At 39.6% G+C, this 23,761-nt stretch carries 25 protein-coding genes; 9 read left to right on the top strand and 16 right to left on the bottom strand.

Features of this window, described 5'->3' with window-relative positions; genetic code table 11:
* Positions 1-199 precede the first annotated feature (199 nt).
* Together catR and ACIQ0C_RS04725 are read left to right on the top strand one after the other, a co-directional pair.
* Positions 200-523, top strand: coding sequence for a catDE operon transcriptional regulator CatR (gene catR, locus ACIQ0C_RS04730; RefSeq protein WP_048678030.1), 324 nt, complete (start codon positions 200-202; stop codon positions 521-523).
* Between the two features lie 138 nt (positions 524-661).
* A complete protein-coding gene (locus ACIQ0C_RS04725) occupies positions 662-1,579 on the top strand; it encodes an NAD(P)/FAD-dependent oxidoreductase (protein ID WP_403057460.1) in 918 nt (305 codons plus the stop codon).
* Positions 1,580-1,818: 239 nt separating this feature from the next.
* On the opposite strand, the gene ACIQ0C_RS04720 is transcribed toward ACIQ0C_RS04725, so the two are convergent.
* Entirely contained in the window at positions 1,819-1,965 is a 147-nt protein-coding gene (locus tag ACIQ0C_RS04720; protein WP_403057457.1) for a lmo0937 family membrane protein, read from the bottom strand.
* A gap of 271 nt (positions 1,966-2,236) precedes the next feature.
* On the opposite strand from ACIQ0C_RS04720, the gene ACIQ0C_RS04715 reads away from it, so the two are divergent.
* Both ACIQ0C_RS04715 and ACIQ0C_RS04710 read left to right on the top strand, forming a co-directional pair.
* On the top strand, positions 2,237-2,560 hold the full coding sequence (locus tag ACIQ0C_RS04715; protein ID WP_403057454.1) for a YckD family protein: 324 nt from the start codon (positions 2,237-2,239) through the stop codon (positions 2,558-2,560).
* Between the two features lie 170 nt (positions 2,561-2,730).
* Positions 2,731-4,704: a S9 family peptidase gene (locus ACIQ0C_RS04710; protein WP_403057451.1), complete on the top strand. Its 1,974-nt coding sequence runs from the start codon at positions 2,731-2,733 to the stop codon at positions 4,702-4,704.
* 42 nt (positions 4,705-4,746) lie between these two features.
* Here the strand turns inward: ACIQ0C_RS04710 and ACIQ0C_RS04705 are convergent, their stop codons facing one another.
* The 7 genes from ACIQ0C_RS04705 to ACIQ0C_RS04675 form a co-directional block, all read right to left on the bottom strand.
* Entirely contained in the window at positions 4,747-5,178 is a 432-nt protein-coding gene (locus ACIQ0C_RS04705) for a CBS domain-containing protein (RefSeq protein WP_403057448.1), read from the bottom strand.
* A gap of 80 nt (positions 5,179-5,258) precedes the next feature.
* Complete coding sequence (locus tag ACIQ0C_RS04700) at positions 5,259-6,095, bottom strand: MBL fold metallo-hydrolase (RefSeq protein ID WP_403057445.1); 837 nt, start codon at positions 6,093-6,095, stop codon at positions 5,259-5,261.
* A 305-nt stretch (positions 6,096-6,400) separates the two neighbouring features.
* Positions 6,401-7,381, bottom strand: a complete 981-nt coding sequence (locus ACIQ0C_RS04695; protein ID WP_403057442.1) for an ABC transporter permease — start codon at positions 7,379-7,381, stop codon at positions 6,401-6,403.
* Positions 7,374-8,288: an ABC transporter ATP-binding protein gene (locus ACIQ0C_RS04690; protein WP_403057439.1), complete on the bottom strand. Its 915-nt coding sequence runs from the start codon at positions 8,286-8,288 to the stop codon at positions 7,374-7,376. Before ACIQ0C_RS04690 ends, ACIQ0C_RS04695 begins: the two co-directional genes overlap by 8 nt.
* A complete protein-coding gene (locus ACIQ0C_RS04685) occupies positions 8,285-9,079 on the bottom strand; it encodes an SGNH/GDSL hydrolase family protein (RefSeq protein WP_403057437.1) in 795 nt (264 codons plus the stop codon). Before ACIQ0C_RS04685 ends, ACIQ0C_RS04690 begins: the two co-directional genes overlap by 4 nt.
* A gap of 432 nt (positions 9,080-9,511) precedes the next feature.
* Positions 9,512-10,720, bottom strand: coding sequence for an MFS transporter (locus ACIQ0C_RS04680; RefSeq protein ID WP_403058076.1), 1,209 nt, complete (start codon positions 10,718-10,720; stop codon positions 9,512-9,514).
* Between the two features lie 50 nt (positions 10,721-10,770).
* The gene (locus ACIQ0C_RS04675) at positions 10,771-12,903 is read right to left on the bottom strand and encodes a PAS domain S-box protein (protein WP_403057434.1); all 2,133 of its coding nucleotides are present in this window, start codon (positions 12,901-12,903) and stop codon (positions 10,771-10,773) included.
* Positions 12,904-13,277: 374 nt separating this feature from the next.
* Between ACIQ0C_RS04675 and ACIQ0C_RS04670 the strand changes: the two genes are divergently transcribed.
* On the top strand, positions 13,278-14,192 hold the full coding sequence (locus ACIQ0C_RS04670) for a YitT family protein (RefSeq protein ID WP_402837622.1): 915 nt from the start codon (positions 13,278-13,280) through the stop codon (positions 14,190-14,192).
* An 83-nt stretch (positions 14,193-14,275) separates the two neighbouring features.
* Here the strand turns inward: ACIQ0C_RS04670 and ACIQ0C_RS04665 are convergent, their stop codons facing one another.
* The 4 genes from ACIQ0C_RS04665 to ACIQ0C_RS04650 all read right to left on the bottom strand — a co-directional run bounded on the left by ACIQ0C_RS04665 (position 14,276) and on the right by ACIQ0C_RS04650 (position 18,749).
* A complete protein-coding gene (locus tag ACIQ0C_RS04665; protein WP_034307294.1) occupies positions 14,276-14,470 on the bottom strand; it encodes a cold-shock protein in 195 nt (64 codons plus the stop codon).
* An 852-nt stretch (positions 14,471-15,322) separates the two neighbouring features.
* On the bottom strand, positions 15,323-15,529 hold the full coding sequence (locus ACIQ0C_RS04660; protein WP_377434133.1) for a cold-inducible protein YdjO-related protein: 207 nt from the start codon (positions 15,527-15,529) through the stop codon (positions 15,323-15,325).
* Between the two features lie 124 nt (positions 15,530-15,653).
* Positions 15,654-17,780, bottom strand: coding sequence for a DNA helicase RecQ (gene recQ / locus ACIQ0C_RS04655; protein WP_403058073.1), 2,127 nt, complete (start codon positions 17,778-17,780; stop codon positions 15,654-15,656).
* A gap of 135 nt (positions 17,781-17,915) precedes the next feature.
* Positions 17,916-18,749 carry a 3D domain-containing protein gene (locus tag ACIQ0C_RS04650; RefSeq protein WP_402837625.1) on the bottom strand — a complete coding sequence of 278 codons (834 nt, stop codon included), beginning with the start codon at positions 18,747-18,749 and terminating at the stop codon, positions 17,916-17,918.
* A gap of 257 nt (positions 18,750-19,006) precedes the next feature.
* Between ACIQ0C_RS04650 and ACIQ0C_RS04645 the strand changes: the two genes are divergently transcribed.
* From ACIQ0C_RS04645 to ACIQ0C_RS04635, 3 genes are read left to right on the top strand one after another with little or no spacing between them, the layout of a single operon-like run.
* Positions 19,007-19,240 (top strand): spore coat associated protein CotJA, encoded by a 234-nt coding sequence (locus ACIQ0C_RS04645; RefSeq protein WP_402837627.1) that lies wholly within the window; start codon positions 19,007-19,009, stop codon positions 19,238-19,240.
* A complete protein-coding gene (locus ACIQ0C_RS04640) occupies positions 19,241-19,507 on the top strand; it encodes a spore coat protein CotJB (protein WP_403057431.1) in 267 nt (88 codons plus the stop codon).
* Between the two features lie 13 nt (positions 19,508-19,520).
* Positions 19,521-20,090: a manganese catalase family protein gene (locus ACIQ0C_RS04635; protein WP_403057428.1), complete on the top strand. Its 570-nt coding sequence runs from the start codon at positions 19,521-19,523 to the stop codon at positions 20,088-20,090.
* Positions 20,091-20,129: 39 nt separating this feature from the next.
* Here ACIQ0C_RS04635 and ACIQ0C_RS04630 read toward each other — a convergent pair whose 3' ends face one another.
* The 3 genes from ACIQ0C_RS04630 to ACIQ0C_RS04620 form a co-directional block, all read right to left on the bottom strand.
* Entirely contained in the window at positions 20,130-21,002 is an 873-nt protein-coding gene (locus ACIQ0C_RS04630; protein WP_402837631.1) for a CvfB family protein, read from the bottom strand.
* Between the two features lie 253 nt (positions 21,003-21,255).
* Positions 21,256-21,390 (bottom strand): response regulator, encoded by a 135-nt coding sequence (locus ACIQ0C_RS04625; protein ID WP_403057425.1) that lies wholly within the window; start codon positions 21,388-21,390, stop codon positions 21,256-21,258.
* Positions 21,391-21,446: 56 nt separating this feature from the next.
* A complete protein-coding gene (locus tag ACIQ0C_RS04620) occupies positions 21,447-21,626 on the bottom strand; it encodes a hypothetical protein (RefSeq protein ID WP_403057422.1) in 180 nt (59 codons plus the stop codon).
* Positions 21,627-22,001: 375 nt separating this feature from the next.
* On the opposite strand from ACIQ0C_RS04620, the gene ACIQ0C_RS04615 reads away from it, so the two are divergent.
* A complete protein-coding gene (locus ACIQ0C_RS04615; RefSeq protein ID WP_403057419.1) occupies positions 22,002-23,177 on the top strand; it encodes an alanyl-tRNA editing protein in 1,176 nt (391 codons plus the stop codon).
* Positions 23,178-23,308: 131 nt separating this feature from the next.
* Here ACIQ0C_RS04615 and ACIQ0C_RS04610 read toward each other — a convergent pair whose 3' ends face one another.
* Positions 23,309-23,722, bottom strand: coding sequence for a hypothetical protein (locus ACIQ0C_RS04610; protein ID WP_403057416.1), 414 nt, complete (start codon positions 23,720-23,722; stop codon positions 23,309-23,311).
* Positions 23,723-23,761: the final 39 nt, after the last annotated feature.

Here is a 23,761-nt window from a genome sequence, read left to right as displayed (position 1 = left end):
GTATCTCTAAAGAACACATTTTTTAAAAGCGCACTTTTTTTAAAATGTGGCAAATCCGAGGCGGAATACTTTTCATGATACTTAAAGTAAGCTCATGAATTTCTTATACTAATAACATCTCTAGTAACTAAATAATTTTCGGTAAAGTTGTTACATATGAGGTAAATGCCTTATAATATATTAATAATGAGGTGATATGATGAATAATACGACACTTTGTCCACGATTTGAAAAAGGAATGCAAATCTTGAGTAAACGCTGGACTGGATTGATTGTCAATCAATTACTTAATGGCCCTCAACGGTTTTGTAATATTGAATCTGCATTCCCTATAAGCGGCAGGATTCTTTCTGAACGTTTAAAGGACTTGGAAATTGAAGGCATTGTCAAAAGGGACGTATATCCGGAGACACCGGTCAGGATTGAATATTCTTTAACTGAAAAAGGCAAGGCTCTTGCACCGGTAATGAACGAAATTCAAAATTGGGCACAAGAATGGCTCGAACCAATACAGAATCAATGATATAGGCATTAAAGAAAGGGAGGAAGATCTGCAAGCTGCGGACTTCCTCCTTTTTTGTTTAAACTCGAGCGACTAGTGGTATATTTTTTACAGATAGAATAACACTAGGTTTATTCCAAATTTATGGGCGGTGAATTCATGAAACAAGCAGATTGCATTATTATTGGTGGAGGTATAGCCGGGATTCAGGCAGCCATCCAGCTCGGAAGATATAAACATGGTATTATCGTCATTGATTCTGCTCAAGGCCGCTCTTCCATTGCCAAGGCTTACCATAACATTCTTGGGTGGCCGGATGGGGTAAGCGGTAAACAATTAAGGGCGCTTGGCAGACAGCACGCTGAAAAATTCGGTGTCGAATTCTTAGATGATACAGTGACATCTCTTGAAAAAAAGCAGGACAAGTTTTTTATCCAAACAAAAAATCACAGGGAATATCAAGCAAAAATGATTTTTCTTGGTACAGGCATTATCGATAACATTCCTCCAATCAAAAACATCTATTCAACTCTTGGAACATCCACATATATATGCCCTGACTGTGATGGGTATGAGATCACGGATAAGCAAACCGTTGTTCTTGGAGGCGGAAATGCGGGTGCAGGCATGGCGCTTACTCTATTATATTGGTCAAAAGATATCATTTACGTAAACCATTTGAAATCAAAAATTGATGATGAGTATAGGGATAAGTTAAAGGCAAACCACATTCCCGTAATTGAAGAGGAAGTTTGCGAGGTTCATGTCGATGCCCAACAGCAGTTAACGGGCATACAATTAGGATCTGGTAAAATTATCAAAGCTGAAAAGGCATTCACGGCGTTTAAAGGGAACAAACTTAATAATGACCTAGCCTTACAATTAGGTGTGCAAGTCAATGAAAACAATCATGTCGTGATTCATCCCCGGACTAAAGAAACGAATATTAAAGGAGTCTGGGCCGGCGGCGACCTCGTTGCCCATTCCGAACAAGTCACCATTTCTATGGGGGATGGTACCCAAGCAGCCATATGGATTCATAAGAGGCTGTTAGGCCAGCCACTTCCTTATGATTGACGGCTTGCTGGAAAATTAAAAGGCGACCTGTTCAACAGGCCGCCTCATTTTGTACGCATAAGGTCTGAATTAAAACAAAGTTGATTGAAACGGAAGGTACGAGACTCCTGCGGGGAAAGCGAGTTCCATACGTTCCAATCAACGTTCAAATTGTACAAGTCCTAATAAAACTTTAGTTTGTCTATAGTCTGAAGCGACCCGTATTCATAAACTATTCCTCTTTAGCCTTCAATACAATTCTACATTCGATTCCTTCCCCTAAAAACTTTAACCAAAATGAGAATGACCGCGATGATAAGCAAGATATGTATAAAGCCTGCAGCCACTTTAAAGACTAAACCAAGAACCCATAATAATATTATTACACCAATAATCGTCCAAATCATGATAATCCCCCTTTCTTCCCTTTTTAAGGATTTTTTATTAATAAGAAGTTACAACAAAATTCCCACTTACATTTAAAATACCCATATCTTTATCTAACAAACCTTCACCTTATTTTTTACATAAAACTGTAAATGCTGTAAATGATAATAAAGAAATAAGGAATCTTCCATATTGGAAATCATTCACCATAAGGAAGGGACTATCAGGTTTTAAAGGTTCTAGAGTTCTTCAATAAGGCAGAAAAAAACAAAAAGAAGGAGTCGTTCATTCATGAAAAAGTTTTTAGTCATCTGTTTAACAGCTTGCTCCCTATTCTTAGTCAACCTTAATCATCCGGCTGCACAGGAGGAAAATAAAGCAAAGACGGAAAGTGTTCAATTCACTGATGCTCAAAAATCGGAAATCGCCAAGATTCAAAAGCAGTTACTCGCTGACAAAAAGATATTGATTGAAAAATATGTCGAGTATGGCGCGCTTTCGAAAGAAGAAGCCGATAAAATGGTTTCACATTTTGAAAAACATTATAAAATGATGGAAGAAAATAATTTCCAAATTCCGCCGCACCGTCCACATACACGACACATGCAGAAGTAATTGTAAGTTTCGTGCCTATATAGCCTGATAATCCGACCTGATAAAAAGGCCGGATTATTTTCATTTCTTTCGTCCTTGATAAATAAACATTACGCGTTTACCATTTACTAGAGGATTTATATTTCTCTTTAGCGAAATACATAACTATGAGAAATGAAAGGGTGAAAAGGATGAACAAAATAGGTATAACAGCAAGAGACTTATTTCACTTGAAATCAGTGACCGATCCAAAGCTATCACCGGATGGCAGCATGGCGGTTTATGTCCAAACCAGAATAGATGAAAAAACGGAAAAATACATTTCCAATCTGTTTATGTTCAGCCTGATTACGAATGAAACAAAGCAATGGACGTTTGGGGATAATCGTGATACATCACCAGCCTGGTCCCCCGACGGCAAGCATATCGCCTTTATATCAGATAGATCAGGAAAAAAACAAGTCCACATTATTGGGAGCATCGGTGGGGAAGCTCGCCAGCTCACCCATTTCGTTAACGGCGCATCAAAGCCTATTTGGTCTCCCTGTTCCGCCAAGTTACTGCTTTCTACCGGGTTAAAGGAAGGCGAAAACCTTAATACGGTCAAGGAAAATGATCTATCCAAAGAAGTTAATAGGTATGAACGGATCAAGTATAAATGGGATGGGAGAGGCTATTTTGATCAGTTATATCAGCAGCTTGTAATAGTGGACATTTTTAAGGAAGAATTCACATTGCTAACGGAAAACAATATTGATCACCTTCCGAATGCATGGTCTCCAGACGGACAGCATATTGCATTCATAAGCGGGGATGCAGAAAGAAGTGATGATGAACTTTTTTCAGATATTTTCATCATGGACCTTGAAACGAAATCTTTAGAGAAAATAACGGATAGTACAGGTTTCTTTAGAGATCCTAAATGGTCTCCAAATGGCGAATATCTATCTTTCATTGGCCATAATAAAGAATTTGCCGGTGCCACCTTTTCCAATATCTGGTTATACTCCATTTTCGATCAAACGACTCAATGTTTGACCGACGGATGGGACGTCCAAATTGGAGATTCCGCAATTGGGGATTTCCAAATCGGAGCCGTCGACCCAGGTATATTGTGGACAAACGATAGCCAAGGTTTTTACTTTTTAATAAGTGATTATGGAAATACCGGAGTATATTATGGTTCGATTGAAGGTGCTATGTATCCATCAATCCTTGACCCGCAGCATATATACGGCCTGACTATAGATCCCGAAAGCCACCGTGCTGTCGTGGCCATCAGTACACCTGTTCATCCTGGTGATCTCTTTGCTTATAACCTTACCAATGGTGATAAGGAACAAATCAGTTTTGTTAATGAGGATTTTTTGAAGGATAAACATTTGTCCACGGCTGAACCCATTACTTTTCCATCTGTCGATGGACTTAACATTCACGGCTGGATCATGAGACCGACCGGTTTTAATGGTAATCAAAAATATCCGCTCATTTTAGAAATCCACGGCGGACCGCATATGATGTATGCAAATACCTATGTTCATGAATTCCAGACCTTGGCTAATGAAGGGTATACTGTATTGTTCACAAACCCGCGCGGTAGTGTAGGATATGGCCAAGACTTCGTAAATGCCTGCAGGGGCGATTATGGAGGCATGGATTATAAGGACTTAATGGCTGGAGTTGATCACGTTTTAGCTACGTATGATTTTATAGACCATGAAAATTTAGGGGTATCCGGAGGAAGTTATGGAGGATTCATGACTAATTGGATCATCGGACATACCAACCGCTTCAAGGCAGCTGTTTCTCAGCGTTGCATTAGTAACTGGCTAAGTTTTTATGGGGTCAGCGACATTGGCTATTATTTTACTGAGTGGGAAGTTGGCGGCGATATCGTTAACTCTGCTGAAAAGCTATGGCAGCACTCTCCATTAAAATATGTTTCCAATGTGAATACCCCTTTACTTTTACTTCACGGAGAAAAGGACTTCCGCTGTCCCATTGAACAGAGTGAGCAATTTTTCGTCGCTTTAAAACGGCAGAAAAAAGAAGCGGTACTTGTTTCCTTCCCAAATGAAACTCATGAGGTATCGAGAAGCGGATCTCCAAAAATGCGACTGCAACATGTTGAGGAAATCAAAGGATGGTTCAATAAGTATCTTTAAAAACCAAAACTCTGTTAGCAAAAGCTAACAGAGTTTTGGTTTTTAGTGTTGAATTTGATCTCTGTCCTCGGAAATTGAACTTAAAGCATTTCCCGCCATTGAATTAGTCTGTTGGTGTACAGCCAGATCACCCAATGCCACGACTCCGACCAGCTTGTCATTCTCAATGATAGGGAGCCTTCTGATTTGTTCGGTAGCCATTAGCTCCTCTGCTTCCTCCACTGACATATCAGGCGTGCCTGTTACAAGATTGGTGGAAATGACATCGGTAATTCTAGTCGAATTCGGCTTTTTCTCGGCAACACAGCGAATGACGATATCCCTGTCTGTAATAACACCGATTAAATGGTTATTCTCCAATACAGGAATGACACCAACATCATCATTCTTCATTTTGACTGCTGCTTCATATATATTATCTTCCGCAGTGCAACAGTCCACGTTTGTTGTCATGATATCTCTTAAATTAGTCACGGATATCCCTCCATTTTTCATATGTTGCTTGTTTATTTTTGACTTCTTTAGAGAAATTATTCATCAAACACGTTCACCCTTCATTCTACATATTTCCCATGATCCGGTTTAGCTAATGCATCGAATTCCTTTGCAAGCTTCGCTAAACCCATTTCCAGTTCTTTCCCTTCAATAGGATACCCGTGCCCAGTTATGGCCACAGTCGGCTTTAGACTTTCCAATAGCCTTACCGATTCTTTGGCAATCTCCCAGTCGGTTGTTAAATACCGCGGTGGTCCTGCTATTTCTTTCTCCTGGGTGATAACCTTGTATAGGGAATCTTGCCTGACATTCACAAAGGCATCACCAACAATCAAACTTCGGTCACTTTCTCGGAAAAGTGAAATATGTCCTTTCGAATGGCCAGGAGTGTGAACCCATTGCCAATCACTAAGCCCGGGAACACTATGGTCATCAGGCAATGGCTGAACTTTTTCATCAAGGTTGATTCCCTCATTCGGAAATATCCATGAGATTTTTGCGACCATCCCCCCTTCAACAGTAGGATCTGGTTCGGGATAATTTTCCTGTCCCGTTAAATAAGGCATTTCTTTAATGTGGGCATAAACAGGAGCCTTCCAATAATCCATTAACTCAATCAGTGCACCAACATGATCGAAATGTCCATGTGTCAAAATAATCGCAGAAGGTGGTTTTTGCGGTCCGTATATTTCTTCTGCAGTTTTCTTTATTGCCTCTGCTGAACGCGGCATCCCTGCATCTATCAATACCCATTCATCATCTTTGGGTGACCCTACAAAAACCACATTAACGATTTGGACGGACAGACAATATATATCCTCATTTACTATCTGTACATCTCCACTTGAAACTGAAGTCATTGGCATGAATTTTTCATTCAAATGATTATCATCCATTTTTAACCCTCCTAATTTGAACATACTGTTTTTTTAAAGGATACCCTGTACGAGAAAATAAAAAACAACCTATGATTTATATAGGCTGTTTCACAATGAAAACATGTTCGAAGGCGAGTTTGCATACAGTATTTTTAAAAAGTTGCAGATGATTTCAGAAATCCGCTCCCTTTCCGCCGACTGTCCGCCAAGCGTCTTTGAGGGCTTGGCTAGCCAGTTAAACCGATTTTAATCATGGGTGCGAAACATCCGAACCAATTATGTCCAACAAACTGAAACAACATATAATTTATATAGGCTGTTTCTCAGTACACATCCCTCCGGGTAAATACCGTAAAAGATACAACTAAAGCCAGCGCCCACCAAACGAACAGAGTAATGACGGAGGATAATAAAGTCATCCCTTCTATTGGTGGAGCCGTTCCGCTAATATAAGCGGTCAATTTCAAATTCACCATAAAGAAATATTTCGCTGATTCCCATGAGGAAACCATATTGTTCAATATAGCCCCGGAAATCAATGCAGCCAGCATGATGCCCATGCCTGCAGGGGTGCTTCTCACTAAAACCGAAAGCATGAAAGAAAGGGTCCCTACAACAACCGCCACCAGCCAGACAAGTCCCAAATCCATCAATAGGAATTTCCATTGTTCCACTAACCTTACATGACTGACATCCACGTCAGCCCCGTTCAATTCGAATCCGGTTATTATGGGGGCCCCCCATCCTTGATATCCGAAAACGATACCTGATAAAAGGTAAGACAATAAGGCTGTCATCGCCACGATAATCGAAACCGATAATAATAATGTTACATATTTGCTCAATAAGATTTTCCAGCGCTCCACTGGCCGTGTCAGCAGAAGCTTGATCGTCCCTTGACTATTTTCGGAAGAAACCATATCACTAGCCACAATCATGATTAACAGCGGAATGAACAAATCGATTGCATTTTCCAAAAACATGCGTGTAAAAGTGGCTGCGCCTGGTTCTGAGGGGTTGATATCATGATCGAGGTAATATTGCTGCTGCTTCAGACTAACTTGAAGCTGTTCACGCCACTCATCGAGCATCCTATTTGAGCCCAATCGATTTTGAGTATCAATGATTTGCTGCTGAAGAGCTGCACGCCAATCATCAGTTCCCAACTTCTCCCGCTGCTCTTCCACTTGTTTATATTGGGCATATGTAAACATCAGCACTAAAATTCCAACGATGATACCGATTATGATTAACCGTTTCTTTGCCAATAACTTCATCATTTCATTTTGGACCAAGTTATTCAATGCCTGCACCTCCGACACCGGTAACTTGCAAAAACAATTCTTCCAATCCCGGGAGCTTTCGATTCATTTCATGCACCCTCACGCCTGCTTGGATAAGAGCAGCATTCCATTCAGGTGTCTTGAGTTCATCATAGGCTGTAATGATATATTTTTGATCAATGGTAATTTCGGTGAAGCCGCTAAGAATTTCTGCCCCCTTTTGAATAGGTTCCACCCGCCAAAATATCCGCTCCTGCGTGGATAATAAGCTTTCCACTGTATCCGTTTTGATAATTTCCCCACCTTTAATAATTGCGACCCGGTCACAAAGTTGCTGTATTTCACCTAATAAGTGTGAAGAAACCAGAACGCTCATCCCTTCTTTTTCAGCCAACTTTCTGATGAATTGCCGCATTTCACGGATTCCGGCAGGATCTAGCCCGTTGGTCGGTTCATCCAAAATCAACAGTTTAGGGCTGTTCAGCATTGCCTGCGCGATTCCTAAACGTTGCCTCATGCCTAACGAATAGGTCTTCACTTTATCGTGAATTCTCGCTTGCAAACCGACGAGTTCAACAACCTCGATCATTCTTGTTTCATCAACTTCAGGTAACATTCCTGCAAAGTGGAGCAAATTATCCCACCCGCTCAAAAATGGATATAACTCTGGATTTTCAACGATGCAGCCCATTTGCTTCATTGCCTTCGTAAATTCCCGACGAACATCATACCCGCATATATGGATGGAACCCGAGGTTGGCTTAATCAAACCGACCAACATGCGGATCGTCGTCGTCTTGCCTGCCCCATTCGGTCCTAAAAAGCCGAAAACCTCACCTTCATTCAGTTCAAAATCAATTCCTTTAATAATTTCCCTTTTGCCAATCCTTTTTTTCAAGTCCCTGACAGTCAATGTCACCTGTTTCATCGTTCCACATCCTCCCATTTTATTAAAGGAGCCACTCTATCAGCAATTAAACGATATCCCTTCTTATTAGGGTGAAATTTATCTGAATACAAATACTCATTTACCGACAATTGAAATAAATCAAAAGTTGGAACGAAAATTGCATTTTCATAAAGAGCCACGACTTCCGCCGTTTCATTATTCCAGTCCCGTACGATGCGGTTCGTATCAAAGTCTTCATCCAAATCTATAAACGGATTATACAGCCCAAGCAACAAAATGGTAGCTTTATCATTGACTTTATTGATATCTTTAAAAATTTCATGTAAATTTCCCAAGAAATTCTTTTGTGAAACAGTAATGGCTTCATGATCATATTCAAGCAGGGTCTGGCCTTTTTGAAATAAATCGTTACCCCCGATTGTAACCAAAATAACATTAGCTGCCTGGATTTGACGCTTCACTTGCGGTTGTTTCACTTGCTGTACCAATTCTTTAGACACTTGTCCATTGATTCCGAGGTTATGAATGATTGGTTTTCTTTTGTATTCACTCTTTAAATCTTCAATAACAAGTCCAACGTATCCTTTCCCTGTTTCATCACCTGTGCCACGTGTCAATGAATCGCCTAGCGCCACTACCGTAAAATCATTGGGAAGATCATTTTTTTTAATGGGTGTTTCTTCAATCACTTCCGTATCAGAAGTTCTCTTTCCATAATGGTCCATAATCGCCCATCCAAGACAAAATAAAAAAAACACGCCGATAAAAGCTGATGCGATGGTAGTTGCCAGCACATTTGGTTTGCTCAAAAACACTCACCCTTCCATTCATTCTCTATCTTCCATTAAATCATATTATTTCCAAAAATAAAAAACTGATTGTTCTGGTTAAAAATCCCAATAGTTAATAACATTGCCTTTATAAACTTACAAATAAAAAAAGGCGGAAAGGGATTACAAAAGAGGGTCTATCTAAATTTTATAATAAAGTTGATTGGAGCGGGTTTTCAAGACTCCTGCGGGAAAAGCGTTTCCTAGGGAGAATAGGCACTGCGGAAAGCGAGTGCCTTACGTTTTTCATCGAGTTTATCTACTGAAGGAAAAAATGAATCCGATTCGGCCTTTTAAAAAATTGTTCAATCTGCTTGAACAATTAGCATGCCTTCTCTCAAACTTTCAGATAGAATATAAAAAAAGACCTCTTCACCATGAAAGGTTAAGAGGTCACTCGCTATATTTCCATCATTTTTCAATTATACCTATGGGGTTCCCCATAGCTTTTAAATTTTTTTCTAACCTCATGAGCCATATTGTAAGCAGCATCCCGATCAGCGTGAGTAAACCATAAAATAAATAGACCGCATATATTCCTGATTTATCCAAGATTATTCCGCCGCTGAAGGTACTGAACCAATTACCCAATCCATTGCCAATGGCAGAATAAAGCGTTATTGCTGTTACTGTAATTCGTACAGGGACAACTTTCCTGATATATTGTAAAGCTGCAGGAATGAATAAGCCAAGTGAAAACCCTTGAATGATCGAAGACACATATACGGTAGCCAAACTTGGTTCGGTAAAGTACAGAACCCAGCGGACCAATGAGGCCGTTCCAGCCAATAAGGTAATTGGCAGCAAGCCAATTTTATGAATCCAAGTACCTGCAATTCTCATAAAGGGGATTTCCGATAATACAGCTAAAAGAAACGCGATGCCAATTCCTGTATATGTTCCTCCCCTTGCCTCTACAAACAAACCATAGTATACATTATTTGCAAGATTAGGACCAAAAAGCAAGAACGTTATAGCAAGAAAGATAAGAAATCGTTTCATGGTGATCAATTCTTTCATTCCACCGAAAAGCTTCACCTTTTCCCCAGGTGGCTCTTCAGGCAAACGAAGAGCCAGACTAGCCGCAATCAAAAGGCCGAAGAAAAAGGCATAAAATATCACGGAAGGGCCCATGAAGGATTCAGATAATTTTCCCATTACAAAAACGGCCACACCGTAACCAAGTGATCCGAATAAACGGATTTTCCCATAATTCGATTTGATTTTCGTTGTATATTGAAGGGTGATGCTATCTGAAACTGGTATTATCGCACTTTGAAAAATAGCCAAAGCGACAGCGACGGATACTATGAGTAAATAGTGATCGAACAGCAAGTAGCCTAAACCGAATACACCAGCAAGCAACGATGTAATTGCCAGTATTTTTGCTGGTCTCCCGCTCCAATCACAGACAATTCCCCAAAAAGGTTGAAAAACGATCATCACTATCGGTCCAACAGACATGATCGTACCTATCTCAATACCGGACAAACCTGCCTCATTGGCCAAATAAACACTTAATAGCGGTGTTAAACTTCCCACTGCAAAAAATGAAAAAAGGTAAAATACCTTCAAGCTAATATTGACTTGCTTTTGTTTTTCCAAATCCAGTTCCCCCATGCAGACATCTGCTACCAAATTGTTGATTTTTTTCATTGCTTCCTATTGGGCTAAATAGGGAGCACAATATTAAAGACTGTACCTTTATTGACCTCGCTCTCGACAAAGACATATCCCAAATGGCTTTCTATGATTTTAAAGCTGATCATTAAACCTAACCCATTACCAGATTTTTTCGTTGTGAAAAATGGTTCTCCCAGTCTCTTAAGCTGCTCCGGCGGTATCCCAATTCCTGTGTCGGTAATGGATATTTGCACTTTATCCTCTTTAAGTTCCGTAATGACTTTTATGAACCCACCGTCAGGCATAGCTTCCATACCATTTTTAATGAAGTTCAATATGACTTGTTTTAATCGATTCTCATCACAACTAACGAAGATCTCTTCGACATTACAATCCGAAAACAGCGTGATGTTCTTCTTCCTGGCTTCAAACTCCGTCAAAGATACAACATTTTGAATGATTGGCACAAGATTCTTCGTTTCCAATATCAAGGCCTGTGGTTTGGCCAATTGTAAGAACTCTTCAACTATCTCATTCACACGATTGATTTCGTCCATGATTATTTCCAGATATTCTTGTTTGCTTTCGTCCGTTTCATCCAATTGCAAAAATTCCGTATACCCTTTCATGGAGGTCAGCGGATTCCGAATTTCATGTGCCACTCCAGCAGCAAGCTGACCGACAGCGGCTAATTTATCCTGCCGATGGAGCATCTCTTCCGATTGTTTACGCTCAGTTATATCATATCTAAGTGCCAGAAACTGAAATGGCTTTCCTTCTTCGTTGAAAAATGGAACAATTGTTGTATCGACCCAATAAAAACTGCCGTCTTTCGCCTTGTTTCTAATTTCACCTTTCCAAACTTTCCGTTCATGGACGGTCTTCCACATATGTTCAAAGAATTCCTTTGAGTGATATCCTGAATTAACTATCTTATGTGTATGACCTATCAATTCACCTCTCCCATAACCGGAAACCTCCGTAAACTTTTCATTAACTTCCATAATGATACCTTTCTTATCGGTAATCGCCACAATCAAGGATTGGTTGATTGCATATTGCATATCCTCCAGTTCCTTGATTGACCCCTTTAAAGCATGTTCTGCTTTTTTACGACCGGAAATATCCGAACGGATGGAAATATATTGATATGGTTTACCCTTTTTCATAAATGGAACGATAGTTGTATCCACCCAATAAACATTACCATCTTTAGCCCGGTTGCATATTTCACCATGCCATGTTTGCCCTTGGCTGATTGTTAGCCATAGGTCAGTGAAAAATTCTTTTGGATGATAACCAGAATTGATGATGGAATGATTTTTCCCTATTAGTTCATGTTTTTCATATTGTGATATTTCCAGGAATTTTTCGTTAACATATGTAATGATTCCTTTTGCATCCGTGATGGCGACGATCGCCGATTGATCTAAAGCATAACGGATATCGCTCACAGTATTATCACTTTTTGCCAACCGCCGGCCTACGATCGTACTTGAAGCGATCAAGCTGGCAAGAATGAATAATGAAACGAAGCATGTAAGATAAAGCATAAATGGAGTGAGTGGAACAAATTCACCCGTTTCGTTTTTCGCGTTCATCGGTAACACTCTTAAAAAAAGATAATAGCCTTCAATGATTGCCCCGCTCATCAAGAGAGTACTGACTGGCTTTAGCGAGGATTGACTTAGTTTATTAAAATAAAATAATATTGCAAGTGCTGCTACAAATAAAATAAAGATGCTGAAAAGCGTACTGAAGACCGACAATGGGCTAAAGTGCAAAGAGTGGTTTAAAGAAGATGTTCCCATTATATAATTGGATAAAATGGCCATCGTAAACATGAAGCCGCAAAAAACGATTTGCAGCACTTGTGTTTTATAGGAAATGGCCAATAACCCACCCCCTGCGAGAGCGATCGCTAATGCTAACGAAAAAATTATTGTAGAAAAGTTGTATGCTGCCATTCCTGAATTATCGAGGGTGAATATGACCACAAAATTAAGCGTCCAGATAGCCACTCCCATAGAGCAGCTGCTCCCTATATACACTAGGCGTTTATATCTCTTTATCGTCAGTAAAGTTGTCAGTAAATCCAACGCCGTATAACAAGCCATTATTATCAAAAGCGCTGTAATCATAAAGAGAACAGGATTTGATGCCACAATTGATTGTTCCATTTTTTTACTGATCACCTCAAACGTTCTATTCTCCTATATTGTAATGGAAATTCATAGTACCTCAAAGGTTTTTTATTTCCTTACTCCTATTTATTTTTACACATTGATTCTTTCCGTGCACCCCATATCTCAAGAAAATGCAGGTTTCTTTCATAAAATCAATAAAATTAGAAATACTATTGTTTTGTATGGAGTAGAATATGAATACATGGTAATGACAAGCATTCACAATACTGCTTCATCTTACAGGACATTATCAATAATACCAATAATTCTTGACTAATATATTAATCAAGAATGTTAATTCCTTTATTTAATTATACCTATAGGTTTATAATTAAATAGAACCTATATAGAGAGAAGGAGTGGGGGGCATGATTATGTCAGACCTGGCAGGTGCAAGTACAACAGAAATTATGCAAAAGAAGACCCAGCATAAAAAATTAACACTGAGGCAAATTTTACAGAGGGGCCTATTAATTACAATCGGTGCGGTTTTGATGGCTGTCGGACTCGAGATTTTTTTAGTGCCGAATAACGTAATCGACGGGGGCATAACGGGTATATCGATTATGTTATCTTACATCACTGGATGGAAGCTTGGAATCTTTCTATTCACTTTGAATCTTCCTTTCTTTTTTATCGGTTATAAACAAATCGGCAAAACCTTCGCATTATCTACCCTTTATGGAATTTTAGTCCTTTCCATTACCACTACATTGCTTCATCATGTACCAGCTTTCACTCAAGATATCCTCCTAGCGTCCGCTTTCGGCGGAATGATTCTTGGCATTGGTGTTGGAATGGTCATTCGATATGGCGGCTCATTGGATGGTACAGAAATACTTGCTATACTCGCTAGTAAGAAGCTCCCTTTTTCCGTTGGGGAGATTGTCATGTTTTTCAATTTATTCATCCTTGGCAGTGCGGGCTTCGTATTCTCTTGGGATCGTGCCATGTATTCGATCATAGCTTACTTCGTGGCATATAAAACGATGGATATCGTCATCGCAGGTTTGGACGAATCCAAATTTGTCTGGATTATCAGTGATGAATTTAATGATATCGGTGATGCCATAATGAATCGCCTTGGACGGGGCGTAACCTTTTTAGCTGGCGAAGGTGCTTATTCTGGTGATGATAAAAAAGTAATCTTTTGTGTAATAAACAGGCTTGAGGAAGCTAAACTTAAAGAGATAGTCAAAAGCTTCGATCCATCTGCATTTCTTGCCGTTGGGGATATCGCGGAAGTTCGAGGCGGTCGATTCAAGAAAAAAGATATCCACTAATCATCCATCTGCTTTTTGCTTCATCCAATTGGCAGAAAGATAAAAAAAGCTGAAGGGAATCCCCTTCAGCTTTTTTTATAGCCTTAATAGTTTCTTGGATTGTTAATTGCTTGAAGCATTCTGGTGCCGGGTTTCATCTCGCTGCTACATAACGGACAAACGTGTTCATCATTACTTGTAAAGTTGTCGCGAATCCAACCTTTGCAATCTTCTGATGTACATTCCCACACCTTTGTTTCTTCAGGAATGATTTCTTCCGTATTATTTCTTCTATACATATATCTCACTCCTTAGAATTGAATTGACTCCGTCCTGCATAACAGATCACAAGCCATAAAGATAAAAGAAGAATAGATGGCGTTTAATCTAAATTGTGAGTAAATAACCATTCGCAAATCTAAGTATGATTATTGTTCTTTCAACCAAACCTTTTGAATGGTAAGAACTTGAGATTACGGCATGAATTTTTCATATCTCAGTACCCATTATATCATATATATGCTTTATATATTTGAGGAAAGATTCTAAAAAAGAAAGTATTCCCCAAAATGAAACACAGTCCCTGACTTACCCTTCAAGATAATTGAGACTGCGCTGTTTAAGAATCCATTCCATATGGTTCTTCCTGCTCGTTCGATGAATTTCAAAGTGAAGCGAGCATGAGAGTAATTTTTAATGCCAAAACCTAAAACAATGAAAGCCCTGCCTCTCTCCCATCCATACGGTTCCTAGACCGTGCCTGCGAGAATCAGATAAAAGCTTGTAAGTACATGTTTATTAATTAAAACCGTCCGTAATTCCAATTGGGTAGATTAAATTCCAAAAGACAAATGGTACATAGAAGTAAGTTAATGAAGAACAGAAATGGATCGAGGAAAATACTTGATGATAACATGTATTTCTTTTTTCTAGATGTGTTTAACTTGTTTCTACTTCATCATGAAAATGATGAAAAATTATTTCATTAATAAAAATGTTACTTGAAATTACCCTCCAGTGCATTCTTTTCATAACACTGAAATTCAATGATACCATACATATCTTTATATGTAAAGCATTAATCCAGGATGAAAACACTCCGCCATACTTCCTTCTTAAAATGAAAATAAAGAGGCTATGATTCACCTCTTTTATTTAAACGCGTTATACTCATTTTCGATTTTTGGAAGCTCCCTGATTTCTTCAACCAATTGACTTCCACACATTGGACAATCATAGTTTTCCGAGGCAAAATCTTTTCTCATCCAACCATTACAATCTGCTGCTCCGCACGCATATACTATCGTATCTTCCATAACTATTTCTGGTTCCTCTGAATTCTTTTTACCAAAATACATGAGCAACCTCCTCTTTTTTATAAAGACTCTGATTAAAGGAGCGAAATTTCACCTTTTTATCATTCCTAGTATACGCATTAAACCAAATTCTTATTTATTCAATGATGAAATTATCCAAAAAACCTTAACGCGTTTCGTTTTCCAGCCCTGCTTTAACCAAGATCGCTTTAATCATAAAATAGGAAATATGCTCTGGCAGAGCTTCTTTAAGTGGTTTCAATTTTTCAGAACCCAATTGTTTCGCAGTTTCCAAAACAAGATCAAACTCTTTATCCAAGAAAATCTCATCCCATTTAATATCCAAGTGTTCTTCTGCACACTTTAATAAATGATTTTCAATTGAAATGGAAGACAGCCCTCTCAATCCCCCTATTTCCTTGATTGATTTGCCTTCCTGATATAAGCGATAGCTTTCTAAGTGAGATGGTTTAGTTGTTCGCTTTACCGTTTCCTTTGTAACCATAGTATTCGTTTCTAATTCAGGATGTGCCTGTACATACTTGGAAATACCTTGTAAGAATAAATTTCCGAAGCGTTCGAATTTCTGCATGCCTACCCCTTTGACTTCCAGGAATTCCTCTTCCGTCTTCGGCAGTTTGACAGCCATATCCTTCAAAGATGCATCGGAAAAAATAATGAATGGAGGTACATTTTCCTTGCTTGCCAATTCTTTTCTTAACTGTCTCAGTTCTTCGAACAACCCATGATCCGCGCTGATGCTGCTTACTTTTTTTATTTCCTTACGCAGGACTTTTTTCTGTCCCAATAGCACTTCCCTGCCAGCATTGGTAACCTTGAGTACCGGAAACTGGCCGCCTGTCATTTCTATATACTGTTTTGCTGTCAGGAAATCAATGAAATCACCTACATCCTTCGCAGATTGATCATTGATGATGCCATAGGTTGAAAGCTTCTGGAATCCGAACTCTTCAATTTTTTTATTGCGTGATCCCGTAAGCACTTGGGAAATCATCGTTTTACCGAATCGCTCCCCCATTCGCAACATGCATGAAAGGACCATCTGTGCCTGTGTGGTTACTTCAACAGAGTCACGCTTATCTGTACAATTTTCGCAATGACCGCAATCTTCGGGGTTTTCTTCTCCAAAGTATCTAAGAATGAAGGCTTGTAAACATCCTTCAGTAAAACAATAATCCTTCATTCTGTTCAATTTCTTCAATTCCTGGGATTGCCACTCCTGCGAGGGATTTGATTGATCAATCAAGAATCGCTGTATCTGCATATCCTGAGGGGAATATAAGAGGATACATTCACTATCCAATCCATCCCTGCCTGCACGGCCCGCTTCCTGATAATAACTCTCCATGTTCTTTGGAGTTTGGTAATGGATGACGTATCTAACATTCGACTTATCGATTCCCATCCCGAAGGCAGATGTCGCTACCATCAAGGGAACGTCATCCCGAATGAATTGGTCTTGCTGTTCCGACCGTTCTTGTTCATTCATGCCAGCATGGTATCGACCTGTTTTGAATCCGGCTTTAATAAGCTTGGCATACAAGGAATCGACTTCTTTCCTGGTGGCTGCATATATGATACCCGATTCATTTTTGTTTTTCTCCAAATAGCGCATTAAAAACCGTCCGCGATTTTCTTCTTTCACAACGGAAAAGAACAGGTTATCTCTGGAAAACCCCGTGGATACTGTATGGTGTACAGATATTCCGAGCGACTGACATATATCATCGGTCACATGCGGTGTGGCTGTTGCCGTTAATGCCAGTACAGTCGGAGCAGAAGGCATGTTTTTCAATAAGGTTTTGATTTTTAAGTAGCTTGGCCTGAAGTCATGACCCCATTGAGATATACAGTGGGCCTCATCAATGGCAACCAATGAAATTTCCACATTAAATAGATCCTGTTGAAATGCAGGATTCTCCAAACGTTCAGGTGCCACATAAACCAGCTTATATCTACCGTGCTTAATATCGTTCATTCTATTGGATGATTCTAACCCAGAAATGGAGCTATTAAGAAACGTGGCATCAATTCCATTTTGTTCGAGGGCATCTACTTGGTCTTTCATCAAGGAAATAAGCGGGGAAATAACGAGTGTTACACCTGGTAACAGAAGGGCTGGAATTTGGTAACATATTGATTTACCTCCGCCGGTAGGCATGATGCCCGCTGTGTTTATTCCTCCCAGCACCTGTTCGATAATCTGTTCCTGACCTTTTCGGAATGACTCATAACCAAAGTATTCTTGTAAATAAGAACGTGCTTTTTCCATCAATTTACTACTCCCCCTATTTATTATGATCTATTTCTTCCATTGTACCTGCTTTTCCCATCAACCTAAAGGACAAAAAAAGCAGACACATTATGTCTGCTTTTTCAATATATTAACATGTTTTGCATGGTTAAATTAATTCAGGATTTGCACTTTAACGTTTTTAACGCCCCAATTCACGGCATCCTGTTCGTTTGGAACAAATATGTCCACTCTATTCCCTTTGATGGCACTGCCTGTATCGGCTGCCGTCGCGTAGCCATAACCTTCAACATAAACCTTTGATCCTAGTGGAATGACTGAAGGGTCCACGGCAATCACTTTTGCATCAGGATTAGCTTTCAAGTCCACTCCTGTAGCTGTTGTACCGCTGCAGCCATGACAATCAGCCGTATAGGCGGTTGCACTGACAGTGATCTCTTTTCCAGACTCTGCTTGATCTTGGGATTCATTGTTTGTGTCTGCTGGTTCCGATTGTTCAACCTGCTTTGTTTGTTCTGCTGGCTTGGATTGTTCGACTGGCTTGGATTCTTCTGCTTGTTCCGATTGTTGTACGGGTGCAGCTTGCCCAGATTTCTGTGCAGGCTCTACACTTGCAGCTTCGACTTTGTTAGCTGCCGGTTTAATGACCAGTTCTTGACCAGGATGGATTATATCTGAATTTAAACCGTTCCAAGATTTAATATCATTTACCGCTACATCATATTTGTCTCCAATATCCGATAATGTGTCCCCTGACTTTACTTCATAATGCTCCTCTTGAGAAATATGTATGGTTTCTCCGGCATAAATCGCGTCTGAAGACAAATCGTTCCAAGACTTAATATCTTCTACTGATACTTTATATGTTTGAGATATCCCCCATAATGTGTCTCCATCTTTCACTTTGACATCTTCTGCTTGTACCGGAATTGTAAATGCACCGGATATAGCAGCGGCTGCCGCTAACGATAAGATTGATTTTTTCATATGTTGTTACCTCCTTGTGAGCTGCTTTATAAGCTACGAGTTAAATATTAACATAGTTTTTTTCTATACAAAGAACAAACAGATAAAGAATAGATGACAAACATCACAGTAAGATAACGGGACTATAACAAGATTTTATAATATTCTGAAGAAACACCATTTTCCAGATAATTTCCTTTCCAGGCCAGAGAAGTCATATTATGCATTACCCAGGCATAAAAATTAAAGGCTATATCTTTACAAAGGAGGTATTTTTTGTGACTCGCGAAAAAACTTTTACCTTAGTTAAGTCATATAAACCTTTCCATAGTAAATTCGATCCATGTCCGCCGATTGGGAGAAAGTTTTACAGGACACCTCCTAATTTGTATATTAATTTTCAACCGCCTAATATGGAGCAGTTCACACCGGAAGAAGCTTTGAAATACGGTACACTTTGGAAATTCTTTTATGATTTTTATGATAATCCATATCGGGAAAGGGAGACGTAAATGAATAAGAAACTGGATGATGAATATTATCAGTTGCTTGAACAAATACAGGCTGCCGATTTCGTACTTGTCGAGTTGACTCTTTATTTGGATACACATCCTAACGACCAGCAGGCTTTACAGCAATTCAATCAATTTCATGAATACTCCAAACAACTGAAATCGGTTTTTGAGCCTAAATATGGTCCATTATTGGGATTTGGAAACAGTCTAGGCGGTGAAAATAAATGGGAATGGGGCCAAGGCCCTTGGCCATGGCAGGTATAAGGAGAGATGAGCTATGTGGGTTTATGAAAAGAAGCTGCAATATCCAGTTAAAGTAAGAGACTGTAATCCTCGATTGGCTAAATATTTAATAGAACAATACGGTGGTGCTGATGGTGAGTTGGCTGCAGCACTTCGTTACTTAAATCAACGATATTCAATTCCGGATAAAGTGATTGGCCTGCTGACGGATATCGGAACGGAAGAATTTGCCCATCTCGAAATGATCGCAACGATGATTTATAAGCTTACAAAAGATGCCACACCTCAGCAGATGGCTGCTGCCGGGCTAGGGGACCATTATGTTAATCATGATCATGCCCTTTATTATCATGACGCAGCGGGGAATCCATGGACCGCCACTTATATCCAAGCCAAAGGAGATCCGATTGCAGATTTATATGAAGATATCGCCGCTGAAGAGAAGGCCAGAGCAACCTACCAATGGTTGATTGATATCTCGGATGATCCTGATATCAATGATTCACTCAGGTTTTTGCGCGAGAGGGAAATTGTCCATTCGATGAGGTTCAGGGAAGCTGTGGAGATTTTAAAAGAAGAAAAAGGTAAAAAGAAGTTTTTTTAATGAAATAAAAAGGCAGCGGAGAATATCCACTGCCTTTTTTCATTTACGGTCTGAAGAATAAGTCCAGCCATCTTCCTGATAAATCTTTTCTTCTTTCATCAGTTTGCCTAGAGCACGCTTGAACGCTCCCTTGCTTAAACCGAAGTGAAACTTGATATCATCAGGTGGCGTTTTGTCACCATAAGGCATTGCACCGCCGCGATTCATTAAATAATTGAAAATGACATCAGCATCTTCCTCCATTAAATCTTGTTTAAAGGGGATTAAAGAAACGTTAAGCGTTCCATCTTCTTTACTATCAATGACGCGCCCTTCAACCAATTCACCAAGACGGGGCTCATCCTTGCGTTCACTTTCGTGAATGAAACAGCGGTACCCTTCCTGTGAAATAAAGAAAGATCCAACCATAAGCAATCGATAGACATTTCCCTTAATACTGGTGTTACGGACTCCTTTTAAAGGGGCTGTCACTGCAATCTCCTGAATGACATCTTCCGTTGCAAGTTTACCAAACAGGCGATCATGACGATCTGTCTTCAGGGATACATATAGACGATCGCCAACCTCGGGCCATAATCGATCTATATTCGGAAGGTCGTCCAGGGATACAAGAATATCTTTGGAAAGACCGATGTCCACAAAAACACCAAGCTTCCTTTTCACATTGACAACTTCCGCCCAGCCATACTGATCAATCTGAATTTCGGGTATCTTCATTGTCGCTGTTAGCCTTGCTTGTTTGTCATGGTAGATGAACACAGTTACTTCATCGCCAATCTCAAGTTCCGTTCCTTCATTCATTTCATTATGATGAAGTAAGACATCTTCTGAACCATCCGTTAAAAACCATCCGAAATCAGCCTTACGTTCCACTTCTAACTCTACAGCCATGCCGGCCTGAATTTTTTGCATGTATAAAAATCCTCCTGTAACTTACCTTTACCTACAATTGTACCCAATTATTTATATTTCCAACATATTTGAATTTATCATTTTTTTGTTGTTCTGTATACCTATAATGTTTTTTTATTTTTTAACCATTGTTTTCTTCATGGAATGCCTGCGGAACCAGAATATGCCCTTGTTTACCGTTACTTAATAAGATATGCATGATCACTTTGGATAATTGGCTCGGTTTATACGGTTTAACTAAATAATCGTTAGCTCAAAAGGAAATCCCCTTCTCCCTTTCGTCAAGTGCGGTCAATGCAAAAACGGGAATCTCATTCAAGTCAGCGGATTCTTTTAATTCCCTCAGGATCGTCCAGCCGTCCATCTCCACCTCCATTTGACCAACCATTTCAGCACTCCATGTTTCCCATGGCAAGTCAATTATTTGCTCAGGAAAGAACCTGTTTAAAAAATATCGCAAAATGGCTGATTGACCTGAATGACTTTTCTTTCCTGATCAATCAATTGGATGATTTCCTGAATCGTATTCAGGATGCCCTGATTCAGCCTCCTATTCTCTTCCGCCTGTTCGTAAAGCTTGATCTTGTCAAGCGACGTTGAAATTTGCTTTGCCACGTTTCGCATTCTTCCGCTCCCTGATCGGTAAACCGGGTTCCATTCCTGTTGGAAACCATGTTGGCATCCACTTCTTTATACGTGGATATAACGGGAAGATATAAATCATAACTGTAATTCTTATTTTCGTGGTACCCTTTCTCAGCCACACCTTGTTCTCTATTTATTGTGAAGGGTTTCTTCACTTCAGGAAGACGATGATTCAAATCGCTGTGGATATTATTCCGGAATTGCCATACGCCATTTTCCGAAATTCCGAATGATGAGGAGAATTTATCATAAAGTTTACTTATTTACCTGACTTATCTTCTAAACCGCGATTTTAAAGTCTGGTATTTCGATGATATAATTTAATGATCAACTGAAAGGAAAAATAAATCATTCATGACAAAAAAATTATATTACACGTCCACCGAGACTTCCCAATGGGATACTGAAATTCGGGAGACCATTGTAGAAAATGGCTTTTACTATATCACTCTTGAAGAAACCGCTTTTTATCCCGAAGGGGGCGGTCAGCCAGCAGATACTGGTAAAATAGAAGGAATCTCCGTTCTTGACGTTATAAAAGACAATGAAGGAAAGCTTCTTCATAAGATGGAGAGACGGCCAGATTCAGAAATCGTCCACTGTGAACTTGATTGGTCCCGCCGCTTCGATCATATGCAACAGCATAGCGGCCAGCATCTACTCTCTGCTGTCTGCAGGGAACTATTTGACTCTAATACGGTAAGCTTTCACCTTGGAAAGGAATATTTAACGATCGATATAATGTCAGGATTTCAATGGACTGAAGTACATACGGCTGCTGCTGAAAAGCTAGTTAATCAATATATCATCGAGAATCGCGAAATACTTATCTATTACGTGACAAACGAGGAATTACAGACACTTCCTGTCGTCAAAATGCCTAAAGTGTCTGAGAATATCCGTATTGTTGAGATAGCAGGAATTGAATATAACCCTTGCGGCGGAACCCATGTAGGTCGTACCGGTGAGATTGGTTTAATTAAAATTTTTAAAACGGAGAAGCAGAAAGAACTTACCCGTCTCTACTTTAAGTGCGGCTTCAGGGCATTGAACGATTATTCCGAAAGTCTAGATATCCTTTCCGCATTATCGAATAAATTCAATACCGGACGTACAGAGATCCTGAATAGGGTGGAGAAACTTGAAAATGACTATAAGCAGCTGCTATCGGCAAATGAAAACTTAAAACTTGAAAATGCAAATTTTCTTGCTGACTCCTTGCTTGCAAAAAATGGAGGGGGATTCATCTCTCATATTTTCGAAGATAGCTCAATGAAAGAAATGCTTTACCTTGCAGGTACGATTGTAAAAAAAGAAAAGGTTACCGTATTATTAGCATCGCGTAAGGAGCAAAAGGTCATACTCTCGCACAGCGGGGACAACCCCTTTCATTGCGGACAATATTTCAAAGCGGAACTGGGCTCCTATAATGGAAAAGGCGGAGGGAACGAACGGACTGCACAAGCAGGTTTTGCGTCACAAAATGACTTAATTGCATTTTACCAATACTCAGTTGAAAAATTAGGCTAAAATCCTGGTGCATAAAACCGATCCGTAATATGGCATATGTGATGAACCTGGAAATCATGACTTCTGGGAATGAGAAAAGAGAGGACAAAGTCTTTAAACTGAAGAGAGGACAAATTCATGTCCTCTCTTTTTTATTCTTCTATTTTCAATTTCCCAATCCCGTGTTCTTCAATATGAAGATGGTATTTTTCCTCGAGTTCCATGATACGTTTAAACGCTTCCCCCTGATTGCATTCATGGTTTTCCGACTCCTCGGAGAACTCTATTCTAGCCAAATGGTAGGCAAGCTTATCCCTGAACACTCCATCTTCATACTCATTTATGACTGTATGAAGTTGATCCTCCAATTCCCTGCTCAGATCATAAATTTCGTACTCCTTCACAAACTGTACTCCATCCATGCCGAAATCTTTGGCAAAGGAATTGAGATACTGTTCCATCTCACTGAATTCTTTATTATCTTCAGTTTCGGAAGCAACCCAATATCCGTACTGAACCATTTTGAATAATGTTTCATACTGTTTCTTGGTAAAATTGATTTTCATTGACGATACTCCTTTTCCGGTTTCCTTACAACAAAAAGA

Source organism: Peribacillus sp. NPDC096448 (assembly GCF_044762675.1).
GTDB classification, from domain to species: Bacteria; Bacillota; Bacilli; order Bacillales; family DSM-1321; genus Peribacillus; species Peribacillus frigoritolerans_B.
The sequence above is the reverse complement of the archived record's forward strand: the minus strand, read 5'-3'. Positions and strand labels throughout refer to the sequence as shown.